Source organism: Paenibacillus thalictri, assembly GCF_004307995.1.
Taxonomy (GTDB): Bacteria; Bacillota; Bacilli; order Paenibacillales; family NBRC-103111; genus Paenibacillus_AF; species Paenibacillus_AF thalictri.
Map to the genome: position 1 here is coordinate 25581 of NZ_SIRE01000032.1, position 25651 is coordinate 51231.

Below are 25651 nucleotides of genomic sequence, written 5' to 3' on the forward strand. Positions count from 1 at the left end.
TGCCTTTTTTCCGCTAAGAATGCGAGTTCCAAAAGTCGGTTTTTCATCACCGAGAAGGTTGCATGAACCCGATCATCTTCCAACTCTATTATTCTACCATATTTGCGCATTGTCCGGGAAAAGGCAGGTTATGGCACAAAAAAACGCGAAGCTTCCGGCTGCGGAAACATTCGCGTATTATTTCGCTTTTTCAATTCATCAGCATATACAAAATTTTTCCGGCCCATACGGCCAGCAGCAGCCACACGGCGACAAACAGCGCGGCGGCGATCCAATTTTTCGGTTTGCCTTTTTTTCTTAACGCCTCCGCTTGCACCCGGCAATCGGCGAGCACCGGTTCGGGAATCATTTTTAAAGCTAAGGCGATGCCCAAAGGAACGATGATCAGATCGTCCAAATACCCAAGCACCGGAATAAAATCGGGGATCAAGTCAATCGGGCTAAAGGCATACGCAACGACGCAAACGGCAAACCATTTGGCATACCAAGGCACTCTCCGGTCTCTATAAGCAAAAACAAGCACAAATACATTTTGCTTGATGCTGCGCGCCTTGCTTTTCAGCATGGCAAAGGCTCCCGCCGTTTTCATCGTTCCAGCCCCTTTACAGTTCCTACCTTCACTTTATGTTCTTTCCGCCTTGGACATGCCATCCTTCTATGAAGAAGGCATATATTTATCGCGATATTCCTGCGGCGTCAAGCCGGTATGTTTCTTGAACACATGAATAAACGAATGCGCCCTCTGATAACCGATTTCCGCGGCGATTTCATAAATTTTGGACTGGCTGTTCAGCAGCAGCTGCGCCGCTTTCTCCATTCGGATCCGGTACACGTAATCGCTAATATTTTCACCTGTTTCCAGCTTATATATTTTCGAAATGTACACCGGGTGCATATACACATGCGCGGCAATCGCCGTCAGCGACACATCTTCCGCCAGGCGGCTCTCTACAAACGCCTGCACTTCCCTTACAAGCTGGGCTTTCGAATCTTTTGCTTCGCCTTCCGCATCGATGCGCAATCCGTGCAGCACTTCGCGTGTCCAATCCTGCAGCTGCTCGAAAGAACGATAAGCCGTACCTTGAATGAGCTTATCGTAAGCGCCCCCGATCAAATCGGCTAAATGGCGGCCGTTTTTATGAGCGAAATGGGATGAAGCCGAGGAGATGGCGAAAAACACCTCAAGCCGATGATCCTGCGACTCGCTCCAATGGAGCCTTAGTTCGCCGAAGATACGCTCGCACCTGTCTTCAATTTCTTTCCATTTACCGGCTTCCATCAGCTGCGTCAAAGTAGGCAGCTCATACAGGCTAACCAGCGTCTGTATTTCCGCTTGATCATCCGGCCCGTCCGCAACGGTAAGAAAAAGCTCCTGCTCAACGCCGACGCGTTTGCGCATCGCGGACAGCAATTCGGCATATAATGCCGACAAATCGCCGGGAAATACGCCGCGGCGGCTGAGCAGCACCGTCACTCGCCCTTTTAAATAAGCCGCTACCGCTTCCTGCAGCTGTCCGGCTGCCCGTTCCAGCTGCAAGCGGGCGGTTTCCAGGTCCAGCCGGGCGGGGGGCTGCTGCTTGATTACGAACACAAGATAGTCGTGGGCATCCTTGCAATGCCACAGCGCAAACTGCGGATCAAACAGCTCTTCGGCCATATTGCCAATCGCATATTCCAGCAGCGCCAAGCTATGGGCATCATATTGCATGAAGGACTCCTCCAGCCGGAGCAGCATAATCCGGAACGTTTCACCGTAAATCGCCGGAAGCTCCAGGTGAACCATCCGTTCCTGCAAGCCCGTCTCGGAGTATCTTTTACCCAGCAGCAGCTCATTAAGCAGGTTGCCTTTGAGCTGCGGCAAGTTTTCACGAAGCGTACGCGCAATGCGCTCCCGGGAAATAACCGCAGCCCATTCCTCCTGCAGCTCCCCCAGCACCCGCGATACCGCGGCGAGCAGCTCCTTATCCGTAACCGGCTTGAGCAAATAATCGGCAGTGCCTCGCGTAATCGCTTCTTTTGCATATTCAAATTCGGCGTGCCCGGAGAGCAAGATGCATTTCGTTTTACGCCATTGCTGCTGAATGTGTCCGGCCAACTCCAAACCGTCCATTCCCGGCATGCGGATATCCGTGATCACCAAATCGATCGGCCGCGAAGCCAGCAGCTCCAGCGCCTCGTATGCGGAGAACGCCTTATGCACCTCGGTTATTCCAATCGATTCCCACGGCACCATAATAGCCAGCCGCTCCACCACGTGCGCTTCGTCATCCACGATCAGCAGTTGGCTCATCGTTGGGTCCCCCTCCTTCCTTGCTTCGTGTCCAACGCAAAGTGACCTTCATTCCTCCCGCAGCCGAATGGGCAATGATTAGGCCCGCGCCTTCCCCGAACATATACTGCAGCCGCTGGTGGACATTCCAGACGCCAAAGCCGATTTCCCCGTTCAAAGGGGCCTCAAGACGCCGCTCCAGCTCGCGCAGCGCCTCCTCCGTCATGCCTGCGCCGTTGTCCTCCACCACAAGCTCGATCCGCTCGCCGTTTTCGACGCCATAAATACGGATCAGCCCTTCTCCCGGCTTTTTCTCAATGCCGTGAACGATCGCGTTTTCCACAATCGGCTGCAGCAGCAGGCGCGGAATGCGCATTCCGAGCATCGTTTCGGGAACGTCGATTTCATACTCCAGACGGTGCATCCGCAGATTCTGGATCGTCAAGTAGTTGTCCACCAGCTTCAGCTCGTCCTTCAGCGGCGCTGCCTGATCTTCGATGCGGGTTGTGTAGCGGTAATATTCGGCCAGATTTTGCGCCATCGCCACCACCGCCTCCGTATCGCCGAGCATCGCGGTATTGATTACATAAAACAAGCTGTTATACAAAAAATGCGGATTGATTTGCGCCTGCAGCTGCTTTAACGTCGCTTCCCGCAAGCGCAGCTTCTCGGCATACACCCGCTCCACCAGCTCCTGAATTTGCGCCGCCATCTCGTTAAACTTGTCGAACAAATAATCAAACTCGTTGTTTGCTTTATTTTTCACCCGAGCCGAAAAAACGCCTTGTCCCAGCATGGTCACGCCATGCATCAACCGCCGGATCGGATACTGTACATGGCGGTACAGCAAATAAGCGGCAAGCATACTCATCGCCAGCAGCAGCGCAAGCGTCGTATAAAACAAGATGCTGGTCTTGGTGATCGGCGCCAAAATATTTTGCACCGGCACATAATCGACTAAATACCAGTCCAATTGGCTAGACTTCACATAGTTGACGTAAAACTGTCTGCCCTTGAGTTCGGCGACCCTATTGCCGATGGCACCAAGCTGCTGCTTGGACAAAATCGGCAGCAGCTCGGCGAGCATGTCAGTCGCGGAGCTATTGTTGGTAATCGGCTCCACACCCGGCTTGTAAAAAAACGGGTCGCCCTTGCCGCCCGCTTTCACCTGATCCAGCATCGTCGATATGTTCTCGCTTGGAAATCCGACCTGAATCATCGCCGTTATATTTCTCGGATCGGTCGCTCCCACAGGCTCCACTATTTGCCGGATGAACTGCATGTGCACCGGCTGCCCGGCCGTCTTGGCGCTGTTTGCGCTTGAAACCTCCACTTCGGGACTGAGCTGCTGCGGCACGTAGGACCAGCCGGGAATCGGCGCATATAAGGCTACATCGTCTTTGCGGTAGCTTTTGAAAATATTGGTTGACACGACACGGTTCTCTTTAGGCAAATACAACGTCAGTTCGTTCATCCATGCACTGGATACGCTTTGCAGTCCGATGCGCTCGGCGATCCGGGGTTGTTCCTTCAGCGCATCGTAGCCCGTCCCTTGCCCATGATCGACAAAATCGCGGATATACGGGTCCGCGCCGAGAATGACCGGGAACATCGAAAGCTGCTCAACCGTCGAATCAAATTGACGCAGGAAAAAGGACAGCTGATTGAGGCTGGAAGATTGAAGTTCGTTCTTCACCACGTCAACGCTGACCTTATTCGAATAGCTGTATAAAATGAGAACCGGCGTGAGCAAAAGCACTATCAGTACGATGATTCTTGTAAAAATCGTCTTTTTTCCGATCATCCGTTTGCTCCAGCCTTATTAAATCTTTCAATGCAAATCAGCCTTTTACCGCACCTGCGGCCAGACCGCTTACCACATAACGCTGAGCGACCAGCGCAATGATCAGCACCGGCAAGGTGATGATGCAAGCCGCGGCCATTAAAGCGCCCCAGTTGATTTCCGAATACGACATAAAGTTAAATACCGCAATCGGCAGCGTTTTTGTCTTGTCTCCTGCAAGTATAATCGAGAACATGAAATTGTTCCACGAAAAGATAAACGACAAAAGCGACGATGTAATCAAGCCGGGTCCGGAAATCGGCAAAATGATCCGCAGGAACACCTGCGTTTTGGTGCAGCCGTCGATTAAGCCCGCTTCTTCGATTTCCGTAGGCAAACCGGCGAAAAATGAAATCATGATCCAGATGATAAACGGCAATCCGACCAGCATATGGCTTAAAATGAGCGCTGTATACGTGTCGACAAGACCAACGCTGGAGAAGATGATAAACCAGGGAATGAGGAACGTAATCCCCGGAATGATTCTCGCTACGAGAATCGTAAGCCCCATCTTGTTCATATGGTAGCGGGCGATCGCGTATGAGGCCGGAAGCCCCAAAATCAGCGAGCCGATGGTCGAGCCAAGCGCTACGATAAAGCTGTTGACAATAAACCGCATAAAATCGTACTGCTGAAACACGCTTGTATAGTTTTTGCCTGTCGGCGTAAAGATGAAAAACTGGCTGGTGGACATGATTTGCGCCTGAGTTTTAAATGAGGCGAGCAGCATCCACAAAAACGGAAACGAAAACAGAAATATAATAACGAAGGTCAGCAGAGAAAGCAGGGCATTTTTGGTGCGTTCGTTCTTTCTCATACCGTCACCTCCAATTTTTTTCGAATCCAGATAAGCAGCAGAGTGAAGAGCATAACGATCAGGAAGAACAAAACGAGCAGCGCGGAAGCCATACCCAGCTTAAAGTACTGGAAGCCCAGGACATAACCGTACAGATTCAGCGTTTCCGATGCGAAGTTCGGACCGCCTTGCGTTGTCGAATAAATGATGTCGAACGTTTTCAGCACGTCGATCAGACGCAGCATGACCGCAACGATGATGGTCGGAGCAAGCAGCGGCAGCGTAATTTTCGTGAACTTTTGCCAAGCGGTGGCGCCGTCCACGTCAGCGGCTTCGTACGGATCGGTCGGCAGCGTAGCCAGGCCGGCCATCACGATCAGCGCAATCAGCGGCGTCCATTCCCATACGTCAATGATGACCAGGGACGGTATAACCTGATGCGGGTCAGCCAGCCACAACAGCGGCGACAATCCCATTGATTTGATCAGCATGTTCGCCACGCCGATCGTCGGTTCGTAAATGAGCAGCCAAACAAGACCCATAGCGACCGGAGTCGCTACCATCGGCAGCAGGAACAATGTTTTGACGATATTTTTGCCGCGGAATTCGCGGTTCAGCAATAACGCAATCGCTATACCCAGCACCGTTTCAAATACAAGTGCGAGAATCGTAAAATAAAATGTCGCCCCGGTGGCGTGCCAAAATCGTTGATCTTGCAGCAGCGCCAGGTAATTGGCCATACCTACCCATTTCGGCGGCGTTGTCGCAGACATACTCCATTCGAAGAAGCTGATTCTAACCGTGTACACAATGGGAAACACCATCATAAGGAGAACAAAGATGACCGCAGGCAAGGTGTATATCCATTTTAAATTGCGGTCGAACCAGTTCATCGGCATTGTTGATTCATCCTTCCTTTATATACTTACTCATCAACGACCGGCAAGGCCGGAGGTGCTTGGTGTTATGTTTTGGGGGTCGTAACTATTTTTTCAAAAAGTGATGGAGGGTAAGGGATGGCACGCAGAGTTTACGTCCGCCTTGAAAACCGTGTTTATACCACAAGGTATAATCAATAGAAACGCGGTTTTCACGAGCGGCGGAGTGCCACCCCTTTTCCGGAATCACGGTTTATTGAAAAAATAGTTACGCACCGGCTTCCTAGCCCAGCATTCGGACTTGCTTGCCGCCCCCACAACTTAATAAGATGTGCCGTCTCCCAACGAAGCCGGCACATCCCCATAACTTCTTGATCCCGCTATTTATTTGCCTTTGTCTTTGTCGATAATCGCTTGAAGTTCTTTGTTGGCGGTTTCTGCGGCGGTTTTAATGTCGCCTTCGCCGGTGATTCCTTTCAGCACAATCGCGCCTACGGCATCGCGGGCTTCGCCTACGCTGATAACGGTCGGACGGTCGTGGTCGACTCCGCCTTTTTGCGATTCCTTGATGACGGTTGCCAGCTCGGCCGGGAATCCTGTACTGCCTTCCGGTTTGTCCCAAACGGATTGGCGCGCGCCTGGATTGCCTTTTTGTTGAGTAGCAAGCACAACATCTTTGCTGGTCGCCCATTTGATGAATTCCCACGAAGCGTCTTTGTTGGCGCTTTTCGCGTTCATGGAAAGACCCCATGAAGTGATGTTGTAAGGTTTGGAGCCCGCTTTGCCGGCCGGGAATACAGCAAATCCGACTTTATCGGCTACCGTCGATTTGGACGGATCGGTCGCATTTTGATAAATCGAGTTAGCGTCGGTATAAAACGCCACTTTGCCTTGAGCGAAAATACCGATCGCTTGCGGCCAAGACATGTTCAGCACCCCTGGAGGACCGTAATCCTTAAGCAGCGTCGCATAAGTCGTAAACGCTTTGATCGCTTCCGGCGTGTTAACTGTCGCCTTGTCCCCTTGCATAAAGTCGCCGCCTTCGGAGTACAGGAAGCTGGACACCTGGGTGATGAGCGGAGAACGTTGGCCGCGCGCTACAAAGCCGTACATTTCGCTTTTCGGATCGTGCAGCTTTTTCACAGCGTCAACCAGCTCGTCCAATGTTTTTGGCACCGGAATGTTGGCTTTTTGCAGCAAATCTTTGCGGTAGTACAAAATTTCCTGCTCGGTGATGATCGGAATACCGGCCAGCTTGCCGTCTACCGTCGTGGTGCTTACAGCCGTTTTATTAAAATCGTTGAAATCGTAGTCGGCGTCTTTTTTGGAATAATCGTCAAGCGGCTGCACCCAGCCGTTTTTGTAGAACAGCTTGCCTTCTTGCAGCGGGCGGTACATAAATACGTCCGGAGTGGCCGCGCCGCTCGTAAATTGTACGGTCAGCTTTTGTGTCAGCTGATCCTCGAAAAAGCTCTGCACTTCCACCTTAATGCCGGTTTTTTCTTCAAATTGCGGCAGCAGCGGTTTGATGGCTTCGCCCCAAGGATGGTTCGCTGTAACAAGCGTCAGTTTTTTGCCTTCAAACGGCTTGGCCGCTGTCTGACCGTTGCCTCCGGCAGCCGGCGCAGGAGCGGGCGTTTCTGTCTTGTTGCCGCAGCCCGCCAAAAGACCGGACGCCACAACAGCGGTAAGTCCGATATGGACGACACGCTTCATTGATTTTTGCATAATGGTTTGACCCTCCTCAAATGCTTGTCCCTCCGGTAAGCGGTTTACTTTGCCGTCTTTCCGGTGATACATTTAGACTAACCGATCTTATATTTTGTATAAATAACGGAAATTAAACATTGATAACGCACTTTCAACAGGTTGTGCCGAATCGGTAAAAATAGATCATCGGCTTTAAGGAGGGTTGCGTAATGAGCGGTAAACAACGGCAGCGGCGGTACGAGGGAATCATTTTTGATATGGATAATACGCTGATCGGGTCCAGGATCGAATTTGGCCGGATGAAATTCGAGGTTCACAAGCTGCTCTGCAAGCATCGAATTCTCGAAACCGGGAGCGAGCCCGGATCGCATACGACAGTCACGCTGATCGATTCGATACGCGGACACGAAAGGTTTACACAGGAAGTTGAGTTTGCCGTATGGCAGCGGATTGCGGATATTGAAGAGGAAGGTATGGTTGGAGCCCGTCTTGAGGAAGGAGTGCTGGAACTGCTCGAACGGCTGAAGGGGCGGATCATGCTGACCGTGCTGACCAATAATGCGGGGAAAGCCGCGCAGAAAGCGCTGCAGGAGACCGGCATCGAACCTTTTTTCTCCGAGATCGTCAGCCGGGACGGGCTGCGTGCTTTAAAACCGGCACCGGATGGGGTCGCCGCGATTTTAAACCGCTATCCGGAAACCTCCCCGTCATCCTGGCTGTCTGTCGGCGATTCGTGGACCGACGGCTTAGCCGCGCAAACAGCCGGGGTCCCGTTTGTCGCTTATGGGGGGAACCCGGCTGTTATGACAACGCGTGGCGTTAAGCCGCTTGCTTATATTCAGGATATTCGCGAGCTGCTGTATTTGCTGGAGATGTAGCCGAAAATTACATTTTCCGGCATTGTAATAGCGTTACGGCATGTGCCGGCACGACCCACTTCCGCACATCCGCTTCCTCTACAGCCGTCGATACGGGCAAGAGCCGTTCGGGCGCGTCCGGCGTATTGGCGGCATAGATGCGGTCGTGAGCCAGCGTCCATACGCCGGTCAGCCGATAACCGGCAGGAAGCTCCAGTTCGAGCTCCGCTTCATCTTCCTTATGGCGATTCACCACGGCGATGTTTAGTTCGCCGTTCTCGCGAATAACCGCCGAAGCGTCAACAAACGTTTCAGCTGTCGGTTCATGAAGCGCTGCGGCCGTTTCGTTCATCCCCGGGTTGTTGATTTGCGGCGGCGGAATGATCATGGCCGGAGCATCGATCCGCACCCCAACCGACTGTCCCGTCATCCATGCCGCGTATTGCTGAAATACATGGAACAGCGTCGTTTTGATCACCATATCCCCGTCTACCGAAATGACCCCATTGCCGTTGACCAGGAACACATAGTTGGCCATTCCGACCGAGTCGCCCAACCGGATCATCGCGTTAAAAATACCGGCGGCAAACAGCGCATCCTGCAAATTGCGCGGACTGTTGCGGTTTAAGCGGTAGCTCCCGGTTTTCTCCGGGTCCGGTTCATAATGGCGGATGTTCCATTCATCCATCGAGATTTGAATCGGACGGTCCACCTGAAGTTTGTTTTGTACGGTGGCAATTTTGATCGTTTCGGCCATTTTGCGCAGCTGCTTCTCGAAATAAACCGGTGTAAATACGACGGGATAATATTCGTCTCCACTCTCGCGGTCCACGGAGCTTCCATATAAATGGAAAGTTAAATAATCCAAATATTTTCCAGCTACAGCAATAACCTCTTGGTCCCAATCGGCATCGCTGCCATGATGGGAACCAACGCCCAATAAACGCAGCGAAGAGTCGTATTTCTTGTAAAACTGCGCCCAGTTGGCCAGCTTATGAGCATAATCGCGGGCATTTAACCGGCCGGCCTCCCAGTCGCCCCACGTTTCGTTGCCGATTCCCCACAACTTGACGTTATACGGCTCGGCCCGGCCGTTTGCTTGGCGCCACTGCGCATCGGCGGTCTCGCCTGCTCCGTTGCAGTAATCGATCCAGCGCAGCGATTCGACCAGCGTGCCGGTCCCCAAGTTGACATTGACATACGGCTCCGTCCCCGCCTTCTCGCACCACTGCAGAAACTCGTCGGTCCCGAATTTATTGGACTCAAGTCCTCCCCAGTGCCAATTCACCCGGGTAGGTCTGGTTTCCCTTGGACCGACGCCGTCCCGCCAATCGTACAAATCGACATAACAGCCTCCCGGCCAGCGGACGACGGGAACACCGAGCTCTTTAACCGCTTGAATGACATCAAGCCGATTCCCGATGTCATCCGCTTGCGGCGATTGATCGTCCCAGACCGAAGGATATATGCAGTTGCCCAAATGTTCGAAATATTGGCCGTAAATATACGGATTCACTTCGCCGAGACGTTCCTCGGGGCATATTTTCAAATGCGCTTTCATGTTGTAATCCTCCCCGCGTTGCTGTCGTTTGCCTTACCGGCAAACGGATTATGATGGCTTGCCGTTCCGCCCGACCCGTCGATTTTCGTCAGGCGCAAAGCGGGATCGACCAGCTCTTCCGCTTCTTCGGTCATCAAATATTGGCCTTGCTCGAGCAGCCGGCTTCTCACCAGCTTCACATCCACCTGCCGGGTCGTCAAATTGCCGGCGAGCGCAAGCGCCGCAGCCGTACCCGCTCCTTGACCGATCCCCATTGCCGTCGCCATGACGCGCACCGAACCAAAAGCGTTGTGCGTGGCGGAAACAGAACGGCCGGCAACAAGCAGATTGTCGAGGCCTTGGGGGAGCAGACTGCGGTACGGAATTTCGTACACCGCCTTGCCAGAGCCGGTGAATACCTGCTGTTCGCCTTCAGGCGGGTGAATGTCGATCGCAAACGTGCCGCAGGCGATGCCGTCGAGAAACGCCCGGCTGCTGAGCACATCTTGCTCCGTCATCGTATAATCGCCGACGATATGGCGTGTTTCGCGCACGCCGACCTGCACTCCCGTATCAAGCACATAAGCCTGCTCGAATCCTCCGATATACCGTTTCATAAACTCTGTGACGGCCCATGCCTGGTATCTTGTCTCCATCTCCGCCCGCGTCAGATCGAACACATCCGTGCCGTCGATGCCCTGCAGCCGTGTGCAGTTGATCGCAAATTGGCCTTCCTGCGGCAGCTCGTACATGAGAATGCGCGGTGCGGCGTCTTTCGGGTACTCCCCCCGCTCCATCGCTTCTTTAATAATTTCCTTCATGCCGAGAAATGCCAAAGCGTTCTGCGCATCGATCTCTTCATCGGTCGGCGCATCCTTGAGCAGATGGCGATTTTGTTTCATCCACGCCTTAAGATTCGGGATGTTCACACCCGCCACCCGGTAAAACAGTGTCACCGGCTGCATCGCGCCGTCGGTTTCGCGGCCTTTGATGAACGGTGCGCCAACTCTGGCGACCACATCCGCATCGGCAGAGCAGTCGATCACCAGCTTGGGACAAATCGCCTGGCGGCCGGATTTGTTTTCCACAATGACCGTCGTCACGTTTCCGCTGCCATCCGTATAAGCGCTCGCAAATGTAGAATGGAGCAGCAGTTCCACCCCGGCCTCCTGCAGCAGCTCAAACAAAACAAGCTTCATCCCTTCAGGGTCAAATGGCGACATCGAGGCATTGTCAAAGGTCAGATCGGTTACATGTCCGGGCGATACCGTTTTGGACACCAAGCGGTCCACCAGCTCGCCGGCGACGCCGCGAATGACCTGCTTCCCGTTCACATCGTGAAACGTAAACATCGGATTCACCATCGCTACCGTCAAGTTACCTCCCACAAAGCCGTAACGCTCCACCAGCAGCACTTTCGCGCCGTTGCGGGCTGCGGCGACAGCCGCACCGATACCCGCCGGACCGCCACCGACCACCAGCACGTCGGGTTCCGCAATCACCGGCACATGCAGTGCCGGCTCGTCAAAATATTTCATGTATACTCCACTCCGTTTCCGTCAAATTGATTCGCTCTGCTTATTTTTTCGTTGTTTTGTACCAGTCGTTTACGGCTTTCACAACATCGCCGCCCCCGGAAGATTCCCAATCCTTGATAAATTTATCGAAATTATCGACCGATTCCCCGCCGAGCAGCAGCTTGATGAAATAATCGTTTTCCTTTTGCGTCAAAGCGGCCTGGTTTTTACCAACCACTTCGATCGGCGGCATAAACGCAATCGGATTCCTTTTCGCATATTTGTCAAAATCTTTATTGATCGCGCTAAACGCTTCAAACAACGTTGGGGTGCGACGCAGCCTGGCCAGCCACATATCGGCGTATTTGACCTCCTGAATACCGTCGAGGAACCAATACGCGTTGCCCCGCTGCTCCGTGAAAATCGGCATAATCGGGCTGTAAACGCCGTTTTCTTCATTAAACGTCTTGCCTTTTTCGCCCATAGTCAAAAAGGTAAACGTATCCATCTGCAGCTTGGCGTCCATAAACTTGACGGCGTCTTCGGCATGTTTGGAAGACTTCGGAATCGCATGCACGTACAGCAGCTTATCTTCCATCTGCACGCCCGACTTGCCGTCGGGGCCTTTGAGCGGAAGCATGTAGCCCATCTTGCCGCTCGGGATATTTTTCGTAAAAGCCGCATTCATATTGGATGCGTCATTCCATGAGCCCGAAATCATCGCCGCTTTCCCGCCGACGAATTTCTCCTGCGCTTGCGCCGTTTTATTAACCGCCCAATCCTTATCAAGCAATCCTTCGGTGTACAGCTTGCGCATAAACGCCATGTAGTCCTTCATTGCCGGCTGCTTGATGCGCGGAAGCAGCTGCCCGCCGATTTCCGCCCAGTCCGTGTATAACCCCAATCCGCTGTAGATCATATATACGTCCATGTTGTTGCCGGTCAGCGGAATCATGTCGGGTTTCTTCTCTTTGATCGTCTTCAGCGTTGCATACAATTCGTCAAGCGTTTCGGGCATCTTCAGACCCAGCTCGGTCAATATGTCCTGGCGGACAATCATCGTTTTTTCGATGTTGGGCCTTTCGTTTTTTTGCGGCACGCCGTACAGCTTGCCGTTGTATTTCCCCAGCTCCCAGGATGACGCCGAAATCGCCTGCTTCATATTGGTGCCGTATTTGTTTACCAAGTCGTCGATCGGCTGCAGCGCCCCTTGCGCAACCAAGGTATAAAACTGCGAAGGCGTCAAGTCCAAAATGTCGTATTCCGTGCCCGAGGCAATCTCGATATTCAGCTTCTCCTCCGGTTTGTCTTTGGGCAGCACGGCGTAATTCACCTTGTACCCGGTCCGCTGTTCTACATCTTTGGCAACCGGATCGGCATTCGGATCAAATGCTACGTTAAAGCCAAGCACCTTCAGCGCCGGCTTCGCTTTGTTCGCATCCGCCTGGGCTCCGGTTTCGCCCGCTTTTGTTTCGGGTCCCTTCGTTTCCTGCTTTGCGCCGCCCGCCGAGCAGCCGGCAACCATCGCCAGCGCCACAGCTGCGGAGACAAACGTCCCCATCTTTAATTTGCGTTGCTTCATGTTGTGCAGCCTCCCTTGTCATCTATTTATATATTTTAAGGCATAGCCCCAAAATCGTAACCAACTATGTGCTACCCCTTTACCGAACCTACCGTTAACCCGTGCACAAAATATTTTTGCAAAAAGGGGTACACAAGCAATATCGGGAGCACGGTTGCGATCACCGCTGCCGCCCGCAAGCCTTCCGGCGACAGACGCAACCTCACATCTTCAGGCTGCTGGGCCAGCACGTCTTCGGTATTCGAAAGCACATCCTGCAAATAAATTTGCAGCGGCTTCAAACTGACGGAATTGATGTAAATTAGCGGGTGAAAATAATTGTTCCAGTAGCCCACCGCATAAAAGATGCCCAGCGTCGCCACCACCGGCAGCGAAATCGGCAGCACGATGGAAATAAGGATGCGGAAGTTGGAAGCCCCGTCCATTTTGGCCGATTCCTCGACGCTTTCCGGCAAACCTTCAAAAAACGTTTTGCAAACAAATAAATTAAACGGCACGACCAGCAGCGGAATAATCATCGCCCACACGGTATCCAAGAGGCCCAGCCCCTTCATCAGGATGTAGCCGGGTATGATCCCGCCGTAAAACAACATGCTGAATACATACAGCAGCAAAATCGGCTTGCGCCCGCGAAATTCCGGTTTGGACAGCGGGTATGCGGCCATAATCGTAATCGCCATGCTCAGCAGCGTGCCGATTACCGTAACAAACAACGTCACCTGAAGCGCGTCGAAAAACCGCGACTTGCCAAACACAAATTCAAACGCGCCCATATTCAAGCCAAGCGGGTAAAACGTAACTTTGCCTGCCATGACGGCTGCCTGATCGCTGAGCGATTTGGCCAGCACATGAAGAAACGGCAGCAAACAAATCAGGCCAATCACGGTTAAAACGATCACATTTGCCGCATCAAACAAGCGGTTGCCCAGCCCTCTATCTCTCATCTACAGCCCCTCCTACCATATGCTTCTGCCCAAATAACGGCGGCTGAGCCCGTTGCTGGACATAATCAGCACAAACGATACAACCGATTCAAACAGCCCCAGCGCCGTCGACAAACTGAAATCCAGCTTGCCGAGACCGATCCGGTACACGTAGGTTTGGATAATGTCCGCCACTCCGTAAACCGCCGGATTGTACATCACCAGCACCTGCTCAAACCCGGCGTTCAGTACCTGACCGAGACGCAGTACAAACACCAGCATGATGACCGGAACGATGCCGGGTACCGTAATATGCCAAATTCGTTTGAACCGGCCCGCGCCATCGACAATCGCCGCTTCGTATTGCTGCGGATCGATGGACGTCATGGCGGCGAGAAACAAAATCGTATTCCAGCCGCTGTCCTTCCAGCCGTCCGTAAACACAAGCAGCGACCGGAACCAGCCGGCGTCGGAAAAAAAGCTGACGCTCTCGATGCCAAACGCCCCAAGGACCTGATTCACGATGCCATACGAGCCCAGCAAGGAGAAAAACAAGCCAAATACAATAACCCAGGACAAAAAATGCGGCATATACACGATGGTTTGAACCCACCGTTTCATCCATCCGATCCGCAGTTCGTTAAGCATCAAAGCGATCAGGATCGGCACCGGGAAAAGAAACACAAGCTTGTACAAGCTGATCAGCAGCGTGTTGACGATTACCTGTAAAAAAGCGGGTTCGTGGAAAATCCGGGCAAAATGCTTCCAGCCGACCCAAGGGCTTTTCACCACGGAATCAATGATGTTGTCCCCGATAAACAAATTAAAATCTTTAAAAGCCAACGTAAGCCCGTACAAAGGAATAAATTTGTATATGACCAGGAACAGCAATCCCGGTATCGACATCAAGTACAAATCGGGGTTTTTGACGGCATAATGCCAGAAGCCCGACCGGCTTGTGCGTGGTTTGCGATTATCCCCCCTTGCGGCATGATCTGTCGGTGTCACTGCGGTTTTGCTCATGAAATCGTTCCTTTCCAAGAAAGGGTTTACACCGCCTTCTTTTTGCTCTTACAATAGTGGCGTGGATGAAGCTTACGTATTTATTGTATATAGCCTTGGAATTTGGATAAACGGGAACGGATTACGATTTCAGGTGTTCCTTTCTAGAAAACGCCTATTTGCGGTGAAATCGTCCAAAAAAAACTGCGGACCGTGATCCGCACTTGCAGCTTTTGCTTTTAAGCTGCTATCTTACGACAAAGGGGAATGTATATGTACCGTGTGCTGATCGTCGACGATGAAACGTCGGTGCGTTCGGGCTTGCGCGATTGCGTCGATTGGGCGGCGCTTGGCCTGGAGCTTGCCGGCGAAGCGGAAGACGGCGAAATCGCCCTGCCGCTTGTCGCCGCCCGCTCCATTCATATCGTGCTGACGGATGTGCGGATGCCGCATATGGACGGGATCGCGTTGGCGGAAAAGCTGCGTGAAACCCATCCGTCGGTAAAAATCATCATGATTAGCGGTTTTGGGGATATCGATTATTTAAAATCGGCGCTGAAGCTGGATGCGATAGACTACATTTTGAAGCCTGTACGGCTTCAGGAGCTGCAGGAGGTGCTTGCCCGCGTCGTATTGCTGCTGCAGGAAGAAGATGAGGCCAGACATAATCGGTTGGCTCAGCAGATGAAGCTCAACCAAAGCATCCCGCTGCTGCGCGAACGATATTTGACCACGCTGGTCGTGGACGGGATCCGGTCGCACGAATCGCTGGAGGAGAAGTTTCAGCTGCTGAACATCGACTTGCCCGTTCAAGCCGCCCGTCTTGGCGTATTTGTCATTCGCATCGACGATTATGCCGCCGCCCTCGCCGGGATGCCGGAGCGGGAGAAGCAGCTGCTGTCGTTTGCGCTGCTGAACATTAGCGAAGATATCGTCAAAGCCGCCTATTGCGGCCATACGTTCGAGACCAAGCCAGGCGAATATGTCGGGCTTGTGCATTTCAGCGCCGATCATGAAGAAGAACAGCTGTTCACAACGATCGAGGAATGCAGAAACCAAATGAACCGCCTGCTCAAAATTAATGTGACGATCGGGGTCGGCTGCACCGTACGCGACTGGGTTTCGCTCCCGGAAGCATACCGTACCGCTGCCGAAGCTGCGGAACACCGCTGGTTTCTGGGCAAAAATCAGATCATTACGATGGATTCGCTGGCTGCCGTTCCCGGTCCGCACCAGCAAACGGTGCAGCTTGACGTACGCTCCTGCATTTCCGTGCTCAAGGCGCCGAATTGGGAAACGGTCGAGCGTTATGTCAGCGAAGCGTTTGGCAAAGGCCACGGGGCCGCTCCCGTCCAGCACGGCCGCAATCTCTGCATGTATATGATCATCGCCTGCTCGGAGCTGCTGCTGGAGCTTGACGCTTCCGCCGGGACGGTGCAGACCAGCGAACGGCAGCTGATGAACCGGCTTTCCGGAATCGAGACGGTGGCCGAACTGAAGCTGCTGCTGCTGCAGCATGTCCGTTTGGCTTACGATGTCGTTGCCGATAAACGCGAACATAAAACACGCAACGTGGTGACGCTGATCAAAAGTTATATCGATGAACACTTTGCCAAAGATTTGACGATCGCCGAAATCGCCGCCGCCGTTTATTTGACGCCAACGTATATATGCCTGCTGTTTAAGCAGGAAACCGGACTCACGATCAACGATTACGTCATTGAAGCGCGTTTGCGCAAAGCGAAACAGCTGCTGGCCGACCCGAGTTATAAGACATACGATATTTGCTACGCCGTCGGGTATAAAGACCCGAGTTATTTCAGCAAGCTATTTAAGAAACATACGGGGCTGACTCCCAGCGAATTTCGGGAGATGCCGGTATGAGAAAACGGATCGCTTCACTGCTAAACGGCATCTCCAAGTCGAGCATGGTCAAGAAGGCGCTGCTCATTTATTTGATTTTTATTTTTTTGCCCAGCTGCTTGCTGATGTACGGATATTACCAGAAAACGTCCGCCATTCTCGAACGCGACATGAGCGCGTCGATGCTGCAAACGCTAAAACAAGCGGAATATAACATTTCAGGCCGGCTTGAACTGATCGAGAACATTTCCGACGGATTTATCGCCAATCCGGATGTTTTTGGATTTTTGTCTGACTTGGCAAAACCGTCTTATTTGCAATACGGAGATTTTCAAGCGCTGGAAAAACTCGTCGGCAGCGGAGAGCGAAACCGGGATGTCCGGCAAATCCGCATTTTCGTCCAGCCCGAGCTGCTGTACGCCAATGAATCGCTGCATTTCTTCCCGCTGCGGAACGTTCAAAGCGAAAGCTGGTACGCCAAAATAAAGGCCCGAAACGGTGCGGTGTATTGGGGGGGAACTCATCTGCAAAGCTATCTTGGCGGCGATGCCGCCTACGTCGCCTCGGCGGCGCGTGTGCTGCACGACCCGACCAACTACGACAAAGTAATTGGTGCGCTGGTGATCGACGTGAAGGAGCAGCTGCTGCGGCAAATTCTCGATCATATCGAGTTGGCCCCGTCGCAGGAAGTGTTTATCATCGATAAAGAGGGAATGATCGTTTCCTACCGGGATCATGCCAAAATCGGCACACCTTCCGATTTGTCGGCCGAACAAATAAGCTCAATCCAAGGGCATGAGGACGGTTATTTCAAAAGCGATGCCGCCGGCGCCGGCATCACGGTATTGTACCGCCATATCCCGCTCTCCGAATGGACGATCGTAGCCAAACTTCCATCCGCCGAAATGTCGGGCGAAAGCATAGCGCTCACGAAAATTTCCGCCGTCATTATCCTTGCCGGTTTTTCAATCGTGTTCATCCTTATTCTTGTACTCGCCTTTGCTTATGCAGCCGAAAGGTTAAGCCGCAGAATCCGCGAGCTCATTTTGACGCTGAAGACGGAAGGCATCGGCCGCCTCGATTCCCGCAGCAGCAGCGACCTGCGCGAGCTGGAGCAAGGCGTAGCGCGTATGGTCCAGACGGTGCACGACCTTACGGCCGAATCGTATCAGGCCAAGCTGCTGGAGCGGGACGCCCAGTTGAACGCGCTGCAAGCCCAGATTAACCCGCATTTTTTGTACAACACGCTTGACAGCATCCACTGGATGGCGATCCGGCGACATGCGGACGACATCAGCGATATGATCGAATCGTTATCGGCGTATTTCAGGCAAAGCCTCAGCAAGGGACGATACATCGTTACATTGGATGAAGAGCTGCAGTTGATCCGCTCGTATATGTACATCCAAAACAAACGCAATGACGACGGGATTCATATGGTGTACCGCATCGACGACGCAGCTCTTGTATGCTGCATCCCGAAAATGATTATTCAACCATTGGTTGAAAATTCGGTGCTTCACGGCATCAATCAGAAGCGGCCGAAACACGGCGTAATTACGATTACGGCCGCCTTGGATAAAGACAACCTGATCATTATAGTGCAGGACGACGGCGTAGGCATTTCCGCAGAACGTCTCGAGAAGCTGCTTGACGCTCCCGCCGACCCCGCGGCCATCCAAAACTTCGGACTGTACAACGTTCACGAACGCATTCGCTTGTATTCCAGAAACGAACCGGGCTGCGGGTTGACGATTGTATCCGAGCCGGGGAACTGGACGCGGGTAAGTCTGCTCATGAAAATAACCGGCCCTCGCCCTAACGGGCTGACCGGTTAATTGTCGCAAGGAGACGGCGCCGCAACGCGGGCCTTATACTAAGGCGACTCGCGTCTTGCCCCGGAACTTAATCAGCAGCAGCGGCCTGGAATTGGAGACAACTGGGCGTCTTGAGCCGTACGCAACGGAAAAGCTGTTTCTGCTGCGGGAGGGCACCGATGGCGTCGACACGGTTTTGTTATTTTGCGTCATCACGCCGCCATTGGAGATTTGCAGGTTCGGATTTTTGCCGTTGACACTGCAATTTGCAAATTTAGTCCGGCTGTAACGGGCAAGCGTGGAGATTTGGCCGTTGATTTCCGGCGCTTCCATAATCCACTCCGCGGACGTTTGCGGCCCGGTATACGTTCTGACCGTTCGGAACGTCCAATTTCTCGTGTGGTTGGTCAGCCGGATCGACCATTTTTTCCCGCTTAATTTCCGAATGCTGGCGCTGATGAAATCGCCCGGTCTGACGCGAAGTTTGATTCTCGTTTCGGCAGCGGGGAGTATTTCCCACCAGGCGTAATAAAGCGCTTTGCCCTTTTCGAAATCGTGCTCCGTGCCGGTCTGGATTAATGAACTGTTGTTATAGCCGTCAATCCCGATCCATGCGGAGGAATACGTCGATTTTTTGCTGGGGCTCACCTTTGGTACGACCCAATTTGCGGTTATCGAGGTGAAACCTCCTTTTCCCCGGGTAATGGCGTAACCCGACCAATTGCTGGATGTCCACCCGAATCCCGAGCTGCTTGCCTGCTTCTGACTTAAATTATACACAGTGCCCCCGCGGCGCACTTGTTTGCTGGCCATCGCTGAATCCTCCTTATGCGGCTATGCTACATTCAATGCCGGATTCAGCCTGTTGGTTCGTATAAAAATACGTTTACTTGCTCAATAATTGCACCACGTCATCCAGCTGTGCGGACAACGACATCACATCGTAAGAAAACCATAGATCCGGATTGACGGTGTAAACCTTATTGTTTTTGAAGGCGGGGAGGTTTTTCCAAAGCATGCTGTCATCCACTTGTTTAAGAAAATCGGGATCGTTGTCGAACCTGACCAGGAACAAGCGGTCCGCCGAAGCGTATTCGGGCAGCTTCTCCAAAGAAATCTTCATGCCGTTTTCATGTCCTTCCTTGCTCCATTCTTTCTTAACCGTCTCCGTCATCGGGAAATGCAGCGTCTCGAACAACGTATAGGCCACATTGCCGCCGCCGTACACTCTCAATTGCCCTTTCTCATATCCGCCGATCACAACAACGCCAAACGTTTCTTCTTTTTTTACATAAGAGGCAAGTTTGGCTCTTGTTTCTTCGCCTTTTTTATTAAACGTTTGGATCCATTCCTGCGCTTTCTCTTTTTGTCCGACTACCTCGGCTACATCGTTGAAATGTCGGAAAACATCGCTGCCCTCCCATTTAACAACGACAGTCGGCGCGATTTTGTTTAATTGATCGAGCTGCCCTTGCAGCATTTCCGTTGCGATAATCAAATCGGGCTGCAAGGCCAATATTTTTTCCATATTTGGGCTGCTTGCGGCGCCGATATCCTCAATTCCGGCTATTTGATCTTTGACGGATGCAAAACTTGTCAGCAGATGCGTCGCGGCTCCCGCCGGTTTGACGCCCGCAGCCAGCAGCTCCGGTAAATACTGCGTTGTAATTACCCGTTTGGGATGAGCGGGAACGGATATTTCCCGGCCAAGCGCATCCTTGTATATTTTTGTGGAGCCGGTCTCGGAAGAAGCGGACGCCGCATCTCCCGTCCCGGCCGGAGCCGGACCGCCGCAAGCGGTCAGCAGCGCAGCCAACAGCATCAATATACACAGCCGCTTGGCTGTCGTTTTATTCCATAAGTGAACCATGTTTTTTCCCCTTTCTTCCTGTTGCGATATCACAATCCTTGTTTGCGTGCGCTCTTACGAACCGAACTGGGCCTCATGCAGCCGCGTATAAATACCTCCCGCCGCAACCAGCTCCTGATGTTTCCCTTGCTCGGCGATGCCTTGTTCGGTCACCACAACGATCCGGTCGGCGTTTTTTATCGTGGCCAGCCGGTGTGCGATGATCAGCGTTGTCCGCCCTTCCGACAATTCGGCCAGCGACTGCTGAATCGCTTTCTCGGTTTCGGTGTCAAGCGCGGAAGTCGCCTCGTCCAAAATAAGGATCGGCGGGTTTTTCAGAAACATCCTGGCGATCGCCAGCCGCTGCTTCTGGCCCCCCGACAGCTTCACGCCGCGTTCCCCAATCACGGTCTGCATGCGGTCCGGCTGGGAGTCGATAAACGCCTGCAAACGCGCCCGAAGCGCCGCTTCCCGGATTTCCTCCTCCGTTGCCTGCAGATTGCCGTAAGCGATGTTGTCATAAATCGTTCCCGCAAACAGAAATACGTCCTGTTGTACAATGCCGATTTGGCCGCGCAAAGACGCCAGCTTCATCCGGGCGATGTCGATTCCATCCACCGTAATCGTACCCGCCTGCGCTTCATAGAAACGCGGCAGCAGGCTGCACAGCGTCGTTTTCCCGGCGCCGGACGGCCCGACGAAAGCGACGGTTTCCCCGGCGCGGATCGTCAGATCGACGTTGTTCAGCACCTTCGCTTCGTTATCGTAGCCAAATGTTACCCCGCTGTAGCGGATGTCGCCGCGCAGAGGACCGGGATCCATCGCGTTGGGCGCGTCGGCAATGTCGGGTTTTGTTTCGAGCAGCTCCAAATAACTTTTGAAGCCGGCCATGCCTTTCGGGTAACTTTCAATAACCGCATTGATTTTATTGATCGGGCCGAGAAATACGCCCGACAGCAACAGGAAACCGACAAACTCCCCGCTTGTCATCTCGCCTTTCACGACAAACCATGTGCCGCACACAAGCACAAACAAAATGACAAACCGCATCAGAAAATAACTGGCCGAAGCGTTTTGCGCCTGGATTTTGTACGATACGAACTTGGTCTGCCGGTACTGCTCGTTGTTTTTGGCAAACTGCGCGGCTTCATGCTGCTCGTTGGTAAATGCCTGCACAACACGAACACCGCCGATGCTATCTTCCACCCGCGCGTTAAACTCGCCGATGTCCTTGAACATACGCTGGAACGCGCGGATCATTTTGCGGTTGAAATAAAGCGAAAGAACGATTAACCCCGGTATGACGACCACCGAAAGCAGGGCTAGCTTCCAATTGATCATCAGCATCAGCACAAAAGCGCCGATCAGCGTCATCGCCGCAATAAATAAATCTTCCGGCCCATGATGCGCCATTTCCCCGATTTCCATCAAATTGCTGGTCATACGGGCCAGCAGATGGCCGGTTTTGTTGTTATCGAAAAATCGGAACGACAGCTTCTGCACATGGGCAAACAGCTTTGCGCGCATGTCCGTCTCAATGTTAATGCCCAACCGGTGCCCCCAATACGTAACGATATATTGCAGCAGACTGTTCAACGCATACATCGCCAGCAAGCCAAGGCAAGCCCACAGGATAAGCAGCCATTTGCCGCCGGGCAGCAAATCGTCGATAAACTTGTTAACCGCCAGCGGAAATCCAAGCTCCATCACCGCCGAGGAAACGGCGCAGCCAAAATCGATCAAAAACAACGTTTTATAAGGCTTATAATAAGCAAAAAATTTGCGCAGCATGTCCATCCGCTCCTTCCTCCTTTCGTCATTTCATCCTCCTTTTGTCCTGGACAGCAGATATAGAAAATACGGCGCTCCGATCACGGCCACAACGATGCCCGTCGGCACTTCCGCCGGCTGCAAAATCCAGCGTCCCAGCGTATCGGCGGCAATCACCAGCAGAGCGCCGGTTAATGCGGAAGCCGGCAGCAGCGTCTGATGGCTCGGACCGACCAACCGCCGTGCGATATGCGGTGCGATCAAGCCAACAAAGCCGATGCCGCCGCTAACCGCAACACACGATCCCGCCAGCCCGACCGCAGCCGCCAGCAGCGTCAATTGCTCTCTCGGCACACGCGCGCCAAGCCCGGTCGCCGTCGCTTCTCCGAGATGAAGCACATTCATCGTCCGGGCTTTGCAGATGACAAATGGCAGCAGCACGACAATAAACGGCAGCAGCGCCAGCACGAACTTCCAGTTGGTTCCCCAGATGCTGCCTGCCATCCATGTGGCGGCAAACTGATATTTATCCGGGCTGATTCGGAGCATGAGCACAATTGTCACCGAACTGATGCCCGCTGCCACAGCCACGCCGGAGAGCAGCAACCGGGTCGGCGACAACCCCTGGTGCCGCTTATAGGACAAGGAAAAGATCAGCGCAGCGGTCAGCCCCGCGCCGGCCCATGCCAGCACAGGCAGCAGAAATACCGGGGCGGCGGCCGTTGTCGGAAAAAATGCGATAAACAGCAGCACAACCAGCCCCGCACCGGCGTTGATGCCCAGAATGCCGGGATCGGCCAGCGCATTGCGCGATATTCCTTGCATGACGCAACCCGATACGGCAAGCCCTGCTCCGATTAATACGGAAATCACGATGCGCGGCAAACGGAAATCGAATAAAATCAGACGTTCCTTGCTTGTCCCGCCCCCAAACAATGTGCGCAGCAAATCAAACGGAGAAAGGCGGGTGAAGCCGGTGTTCATACTAAGGATAAAGACCAGAACGATCAAGATCACAAGTGCCATCAGAATGGCAGCATTTCGCTGGCGGATACGCCTCTCCGCGTGTGTCAAGGCGGTTGCTTGCAGCTTCACAGCTCTCTCTCCTCCTTGCGCGCCAAATAAAGGAAAAACGGTACGCCAATCAGCGCAATAATCGCACCAACGGGCGTCTCATGGGGCGGGTTAAGCATTCTGGCCGCCAGATCGGCGAATACGACAAGAAGCGCGCCAAGCACGGCCGAACAAGGGATGATCCAGCGGTAATCGACGCCAACCAGCCTGCGTGTGATATGCGGGATAATCAGTCCTACGAAGCCGACCACTCCGACAGCCGAAACCCCGGCGCCGGCCAAAATAAGCACGATAGCGGCTCCGCCCAGCTTAACCAGCCCGGTGCGCACGCCAAGACCTTGGGCCACATTGTCCCCTAGACTAAGCATCGTAAAGGCGCGAGACAAAGCGAAAGCCCCAACCATTGCGACCGCTACCCACGGGAACATAATCTTCAGCTGCAGCCATTTCGTACCCGCGACCCCACCCGCATACCAGAACGCAAGGTCCTGGCCGATGCGGTAATACAACGCCACGCCTTCGCTAAGCGCCGTCAGCAGCGCCGATAAGGCAGCTCCGGCGAGCACCAGCCTGATCGGCGTAAGCCCCCCTCTCGCAAGCGAACCTATGCCGTAAACAAGCGCTGCACCAAGCCCGGCGCCTACAAACGAATACAAGATCAGATACATATACGGCAGCCCGGGCACAAAAGCAAAACAAAGCGCCAGCGCAAATCCGGCGCCCGCATTAAGGCCAAGCAAACCCGAATCCGCCAGCGGGTTGCGCGTCATCCCCTGCATGATTGCGCCGGCTACGGCAAAGCAGGCGCCAACTATCGCCCCCCCAAGCACGCGCGGCAAACGCAGCTCCTGGATAATCTGATGTTGCGTCAGATGCCGATTAAAACGGAAGACCGCTTCCCATACGGTTGCAAAACGGATATCTTCCGCGCCAAGCGAGACGGAAAGCAGCATGCCCAAAACAAGCGCCGCCAAACCGCCGGTCAGAATCAGCGTCGCCGCCCATGGACGGGAACGCCATCGAACTGCCGGCGCAGCGCCGGCGGGTCCCGCTTTATCGTTATCCGCTACCTTGCTACGAATCATATAAGCCACCTTTTTCATATTCGCCATCTTTACGATCCTCATGATATTGGCAGCATGACAGCACCAATAGGCCGCTTCGCCAAGAAGCCGCCTATGCTGCACGTGCGCATCGCTATTTCTTGCCTGTGATCGCCGCGACCACGTCGTCGATTTCCCTGCTTTCGGCGATAGGTCCGGCAGAAATCCAGTGTCTGGCCGACACTTTAAACAGATGGTTTTGTTGCACCGCCGGCATTGCTTTCCATACCTGCAATTTCTCAATTTCCTTCGAAGCGGCGACATGCTGTTGAAATTCGGCTTCCGTTTCGAGCGAATAACCGTATATGGCGAACACATAATCCGCGGTAATCGTCGGCAGTTTCTCCAGCGACAAATTCATGCCCCAATCGTCGGCAGTTTGCTTCTGATAATCAATCACACTTGCGTCGGGCTTTAAGCCGAGATCCCTGTACACCAGATTAAAGCTTGGAAAAAACAGCTGCAGCTCCTTGTCCGAAGGACGAATATAAGCGACCGTTTTATCCGCTCCCACCGCACCGGCAATCGCCGCTTTGGCTTGCCCTATTTTCTCGTCATGGGCCTTGATTACGGCCTGCGCTTGATCTGCAAGTCCCAATATGCTGCCGATCGTGACGATCGACGTTCTCCACTCTCCCGCGTCCAAAGCGACGGTCGGCGCAATTTTGCTAAGTTCGGCGTACGATTTTGGATCGACGGCATTTTTGTTAATCAGGATAAGATCCGGCTGCTGCGATAAAATAGCCTCCAAATTCGGTTCCCACGTATTAAACGTCGGCACCTTTAATTCCTTGAGCTGGGCGCTCAAATAATGACCGTCCACACTGTATGCGTAAACCATCGGGGCTTTCAAAGCCAACATGATATCTTCAAGGCCATGTACGGCGACACGCTTAGGGTGTGCGGGAACTTCTGTTGTTCCCAAGACGTGCTTCACTGTTTGCGTCTGCGACTCGGATGTTTTGCCGGCAGACGGCGAAGCGGTCGCTTGGTTGGCGGTGCTGCTGTCTGCCCCCGCCGTATTAGAACCGGCGTTATTTCCGCAAGCAGCGGCAATGATAACGGTAAAAAACAATATAAACAGCAGCAGCGTCCGCCCTATTATTTTATTTGCAGCCTGTCGTGCGCTCCGCTCAACACCAACGGTTTTGTCATGAAAAAGCATATTCCCCTCCAAAGATGATAGTGATAATCATTATCGATTATACAATTATATATCACGATCCGATGGGATAGGAATATGAAATGGTGCTTACTT

Annotated in this window: 20 protein-coding genes; 3 read left to right on the forward strand and 17 right to left on the reverse strand. The window is 53.2% G+C overall.

Features of this window, described 5'->3' with window-relative positions:
- Positions 1-190: 190 nt before the first annotated feature.
- From EYB31_RS33315 to EYB31_RS33340, 6 genes are all read right to left on the reverse strand, one after another.
- Positions 191-589 carry a YkvA family protein gene (locus EYB31_RS33315; protein WP_131017906.1) on the reverse strand — a complete coding sequence of 133 codons (399 nt, stop codon included), beginning with the start codon at positions 587-589 and terminating at the stop codon, positions 191-193.
- Positions 590-655: 66 nt separating this feature from the next.
- Positions 656-2290 (reverse strand): response regulator, encoded by a 1635-nt coding sequence (locus tag EYB31_RS33320; protein WP_131017907.1) that lies wholly within the window; start codon positions 2288-2290, stop codon positions 656-658.
- Positions 2265-4073: a sensor histidine kinase gene (locus EYB31_RS33325; protein WP_131017908.1), complete on the reverse strand. Its 1809-nt coding sequence runs from the start codon at positions 4071-4073 to the stop codon at positions 2265-2267. Before EYB31_RS33325 ends, EYB31_RS33320 begins: the two co-directional genes overlap by 26 nt.
- 37 nt (positions 4074-4110) lie before the next feature.
- Positions 4111-4929, reverse strand: a complete 819-nt coding sequence (locus tag EYB31_RS33330) for a carbohydrate ABC transporter permease (RefSeq protein WP_131017909.1) — start codon at positions 4927-4929, stop codon at positions 4111-4113.
- Complete coding sequence (locus EYB31_RS33335; protein WP_131017910.1) at positions 4926-5807, reverse strand: carbohydrate ABC transporter permease; 882 nt, start codon at positions 5805-5807, stop codon at positions 4926-4928. The genes EYB31_RS33330 and EYB31_RS33335 overlap by 4 nt, the downstream gene beginning before the upstream one ends.
- Before the next feature lie 363 nt (positions 5808-6170).
- Positions 6171-7514: an ABC transporter substrate-binding protein gene (locus tag EYB31_RS33340; RefSeq protein WP_240763140.1), complete on the reverse strand. Its 1344-nt coding sequence runs from the start codon at positions 7512-7514 to the stop codon at positions 6171-6173.
- Between the two features lie 191 nt (positions 7515-7705).
- On the opposite strand from EYB31_RS33340, the gene EYB31_RS33345 reads away from it, so the two are divergent.
- Positions 7706-8374, forward strand: a complete 669-nt coding sequence (locus tag EYB31_RS33345) for an HAD hydrolase-like protein (RefSeq protein ID WP_131017911.1) — start codon at positions 7706-7708, stop codon at positions 8372-8374.
- A 7-nt stretch (positions 8375-8381) separates the two neighbouring features.
- Here the strand turns inward: EYB31_RS33345 and EYB31_RS33350 are convergent, their stop codons facing one another.
- The 5 genes from EYB31_RS33350 to EYB31_RS33370 all read right to left on the reverse strand — a co-directional run bounded on the left by EYB31_RS33350 (position 8382) and on the right by EYB31_RS33370 (position 14938).
- Positions 8382-9914: an alpha-L-arabinofuranosidase C-terminal domain-containing protein gene (locus tag EYB31_RS33350; protein ID WP_131017912.1), complete on the reverse strand. Its 1533-nt coding sequence runs from the start codon at positions 9912-9914 to the stop codon at positions 8382-8384.
- Positions 9911-11431 (reverse strand): FAD-dependent oxidoreductase, encoded by a 1521-nt coding sequence (locus tag EYB31_RS33355; RefSeq protein WP_131017913.1) that lies wholly within the window; start codon positions 11429-11431, stop codon positions 9911-9913. Before EYB31_RS33355 ends, EYB31_RS33350 begins: the two co-directional genes overlap by 4 nt.
- Positions 11432-11471: 40 nt before the next feature.
- The gene (locus tag EYB31_RS33360) at positions 11472-12992 is read right to left on the reverse strand and encodes an extracellular solute-binding protein (protein WP_131017914.1); all 1521 of its coding nucleotides are present in this window, start codon (positions 12990-12992) and stop codon (positions 11472-11474) included.
- Between the two features lie 71 nt (positions 12993-13063).
- On the reverse strand, positions 13064-13936 hold the full coding sequence (locus EYB31_RS33365; protein WP_131017915.1) for a carbohydrate ABC transporter permease: 873 nt from the start codon (positions 13934-13936) through the stop codon (positions 13064-13066).
- A gap of 12 nt (positions 13937-13948) precedes the next feature.
- Positions 13949-14938, reverse strand: coding sequence for an ABC transporter permease (locus EYB31_RS33370; protein WP_131017916.1), 990 nt, complete (start codon positions 14936-14938; stop codon positions 13949-13951).
- A gap of 252 nt (positions 14939-15190) precedes the next feature.
- Here EYB31_RS33370 and EYB31_RS33375 point away from each other — a divergent pair, with 252 nt between their 5' ends.
- Both EYB31_RS33375 and EYB31_RS33380 read left to right on the forward strand, forming a co-directional pair.
- Positions 15191-16801, forward strand: coding sequence for a response regulator (locus tag EYB31_RS33375; RefSeq protein ID WP_165452749.1), 1611 nt, complete (start codon positions 15191-15193; stop codon positions 16799-16801).
- Positions 16798-18618, forward strand: coding sequence for a cache domain-containing sensor histidine kinase (locus EYB31_RS33380; RefSeq protein WP_131017918.1), 1821 nt, complete (start codon positions 16798-16800; stop codon positions 18616-18618). Before EYB31_RS33375 ends, EYB31_RS33380 begins: the two co-directional genes overlap by 4 nt.
- 33 nt (positions 18619-18651) lie before the next feature.
- On the opposite strand, the gene EYB31_RS33385 is transcribed toward EYB31_RS33380, so the two are convergent.
- The 6 genes from EYB31_RS33385 to EYB31_RS33410 all read right to left on the reverse strand — a co-directional run bounded on the left by EYB31_RS33385 (position 18652) and on the right by EYB31_RS33410 (position 25558).
- A complete protein-coding gene (locus EYB31_RS33385; protein WP_131017919.1) occupies positions 18652-19410 on the reverse strand; it encodes a G1 family glutamic endopeptidase in 759 nt (252 codons plus the stop codon).
- A gap of 73 nt (positions 19411-19483) precedes the next feature.
- Complete coding sequence (locus tag EYB31_RS33390; protein WP_131017920.1) at positions 19484-20467, reverse strand: ABC transporter substrate-binding protein; 984 nt, start codon at positions 20465-20467, stop codon at positions 19484-19486.
- 54 nt (positions 20468-20521) lie between these two features.
- Entirely contained in the window at positions 20522-22237 is a 1716-nt protein-coding gene (locus tag EYB31_RS33395; protein WP_131017977.1) for an ABC transporter ATP-binding protein, read from the reverse strand.
- A 30-nt stretch (positions 22238-22267) separates the two neighbouring features.
- On the reverse strand, positions 22268-23242 hold the full coding sequence (locus EYB31_RS33400; protein ID WP_420819494.1) for a FecCD family ABC transporter permease: 975 nt from the start codon (positions 23240-23242) through the stop codon (positions 22268-22270).
- A 65-nt stretch (positions 23243-23307) separates the two neighbouring features.
- A complete protein-coding gene (locus tag EYB31_RS33405) occupies positions 23308-24375 on the reverse strand; it encodes a FecCD family ABC transporter permease (protein ID WP_240763141.1) in 1068 nt (355 codons plus the stop codon).
- A 112-nt stretch (positions 24376-24487) separates the two neighbouring features.
- Complete coding sequence (locus EYB31_RS33410) at positions 24488-25558, reverse strand: ABC transporter substrate-binding protein (RefSeq protein WP_131017921.1); 1071 nt, start codon at positions 25556-25558, stop codon at positions 24488-24490.
- Positions 25559-25651: the final 93 nt, after the last annotated feature.